The sequence below is a fragment of the Bacillota bacterium genome (assembly GCA_040754675.1).
GTDB lineage: Bacteria > Bacillota > Limnochordia > Limnochordales > Geochordaceae > Geochorda.
Map to the genome: position 1 here is coordinate 1 of JBFMCJ010000552.1, position 2647 is coordinate 2647.

At 66.9% G+C, this 2647-nt stretch carries 3 protein-coding genes; all 3 read right to left on the bottom strand.

Translation table 11 applies throughout. The features are described from left to right. The coding region (locus tag AB1609_20660; GenBank protein ID MEW6048856.1) for an ABC transporter permease at positions 1-500 on the bottom strand (500 nt) is incomplete at its 3' end. Continuing rightward, entirely contained in the window at positions 497-2011 is a 1515-nt protein-coding gene (locus tag AB1609_20665; GenBank protein ID MEW6048857.1) for a sugar ABC transporter ATP-binding protein, read from the bottom strand. The genes AB1609_20665 and AB1609_20660, both read right to left, overlap by 4 nt. Before the next feature lie 38 nt (positions 2012-2049). Next, on the bottom strand, positions 2050-2647 hold a 598-nt coding region (locus AB1609_20670; protein MEW6048858.1), incomplete at its 5' end, for a sugar ABC transporter substrate-binding protein.

Here is a 2647-nt window from a genome sequence, read left to right on the forward strand (position 1 = left end):
AGGGTCTTGAAGGAGGGGCTGCCGACTATGATCAACCGCCCGCTGGTCAGAATCATCGCCAATCCCCGGATGATGTAGCCGGTGGCGAGCGTGGCGATAAACGAGTGCGCACGAAACCCCGCAATGATGGAGCCGTTGAGCAACCCGAACACAAGGCCACACAGCAGGCCCAGCACCAGACCGGCACCGACGTACCCCTTGGCTCCCAGTATCGCGGCCGCACACCCGCTGAAGGCGAAGATGGCCCCCACAGACAGGTCGAAGTTGCCGCTGATTATGGCCAAGGTCATGGCACACGCGACAATTCCGACCTCGGCGGACTGGTCGACTATGTTGTGCAGGTTGCGCGGGGTCAGAAAGGCCGGGGTGGAGAGCGAAAGGACCGCGAACAGCACCAGGAAGGCCAGGATGATCCCGTAGTTGCGGAGGATCGCGCGCGCCGACACGAGCTGCCGGCCACCCTTCCCGGCCGCTCCCGGGTTCCTCTCCTGCTCGCTCACCGGTCAGCACCACCCTGATCTGCGGCAAAGATGGCCCGCATCACCCTGTCCTCCGTGACGGCGGGACCCGAGAACTCTCCGACGATGCACCCCCGGCGCAGGGCGAGGACCCGGTGGGCCAGCCCGAGCACCTCGCCGAGGTCGGACGAAATCAGTATGACAGCCATGCCGCTGCCGGCAAGGGAATGTATCAGCCGGTATATCGCCCTCTTGGCCCCCACGTCCACGCCCGCGGTGGGCTCGTCGGCGATCAACACGTGGGGGCGCCCGAAGAGCCACTTTGCAAACAGGACCTTCTGCTGGTTGCCGCCCGACAGGGACCTCGCCTCAACCCGCGGGTCCCGCGGCCTCACGTCCAGTTCCGTCAGCAGTTGCTCCACCCGACGGCGCTCGACGAGCGGCCTTACGAACGGCCCCCGTGCCACCAGCCCGAGGTGAGGCAGGGAGACGTTGCACCCCACGGGGAGCTTCAGTATGAGCCCTTGTAACTTGCGACTCTCCGGCAGCATGGCTATCCCGGCCCTGATCGCTTCCCGGGGGGAGCGCGGATTGACCGGCCGCCCGCGCACCCGGACGGTGCCGGCCGTGCGCGCGTCCGCCCCGAATATGGCCCGGGCGATCTCGGAACGGCCGCTGCCCACCAGCCCCGCCAGCCCCACGATCTCCCCTTCGCGGACGTGGAAGGAGATGTCGGAGAACGCCCCGTCCCGTGCCAGGCCTTCCACCGACAGCACCACGGGCGCCTCCTCGGGCGGGTGCAGCTTCTCGGGGAAGCCGAGCGCCACGTACCGGCCGAGCATGGCCTCCACCAGGCTCTCCAACGTCTCGTCGGCCACCGAAGACGTCCTGATGCACTGCCCGTTGCGCAGCACCGTGACCCGGTCCGCGAGCGACAGCACCTCCTGCAGGAAGTGCGATACGTATACGATCGTGGTCCCCGCAGCTTTCAGCCTCCGCACGAGGGAGAACAGCTTCTCCGTCTCTTCGGCGGACAGGGCGGCGGTGGGCTCGTCCATGATTATGACGCGCGCGTTCCGGGCCACGGCCCTGAGGATTTCGACCTTCTTCTGCTCGGCCACGCGCAGGGAGAACAAGAGGGCGTCCGGGGGGATGTACAGGCCGGAGTTGGCCACCAGTTCGTCGTAGCGCCTGCGCATCTCGCGTTCCTGTACGAACCCCCGCCGGACGCTCTCGATGCCGAGGAAGACGTTCTCGATGACCGTGCGCTGGGGGACGAGCGTGACCTCCTGGGAAATCAGCGCGATGCCGTCCGCGAGCGCGTCCCGCGGGGAACCGTAGGCGACGGAACGCCCCTCGATCAGGACCTGCCCGCTGTCGGGACGGTAGACTCCCCCGATGATCTTCCCCAGCGTGGACTTGCCCGCCCCGTTCTCGCCAACGAGGGCGTGGATCGTCCCCCGCTCGATGGCCAGGGACACGTCCTTCAGGGCCTCGACCCCGCCGAATCGCTTGCTCACGGACCTCAGGGTCACGATCGGCTGGCTGTCCATGTCGGGTCAGGGTCCCCCCGGCGCTTTCCGCGTGCGCACTACCACTGCGGCTGGAACTGCCCGATGTTCTCGGGGGTGATCACGGGACCTTCCGCCGGAAGGGGAGGCCGCCTGTCCTCCAGGTTGATGGACTCCGGCACCGGCTCACCCCGCACTGCCTTCACCGCCACTTCGACGAGCAACTGCCCCTGCGTGTAGGGGATATCGGCGTAGCTGGCGAACAGTTGCCCATCCTTGATGGCCTGCCAGCCCTCCTTGCTGCAGCCGTTGCCGATGAACTTGATCCCCTTCTCTATCCCGGCTTCCTTGGCGGCGTCGTACGCCCCTAGCGTCATCTGGTCGCCCGACGAGACCACGATGTTGATGTCAGGCTGGGCCTGGAAGACGTTCTGCATTACCTCCCGGGCCAGGTCGCGGCGGTACTGCGCCTCCTGGAAGGCCGCGATCTGGATGTTCGGATAGTCCTTGATGACCTGCTTGAGGGCCTCGAAGCGATCCTGGTCGATGGTGAGCGACTGCGCTCCGATCAGGTAGGCCACCTTGCACTGACCCATGCCGGCCGCCTTGACGACCGCCTTGCCCAGCCAGGTACCCGTCGACCACCCGGTCCGCCCGACCACGCACTTCACTCCGGGC

Excerpts from the sequence above, each read along its gene's own strand:
- AB1609_20665 (MEW6048857.1), bottom strand. The coding sequence starts at position 2,011 with ATGGACAGCCAGCCGATCGTGACCCTGAGGTCCGTGAGCAAGCGATTC.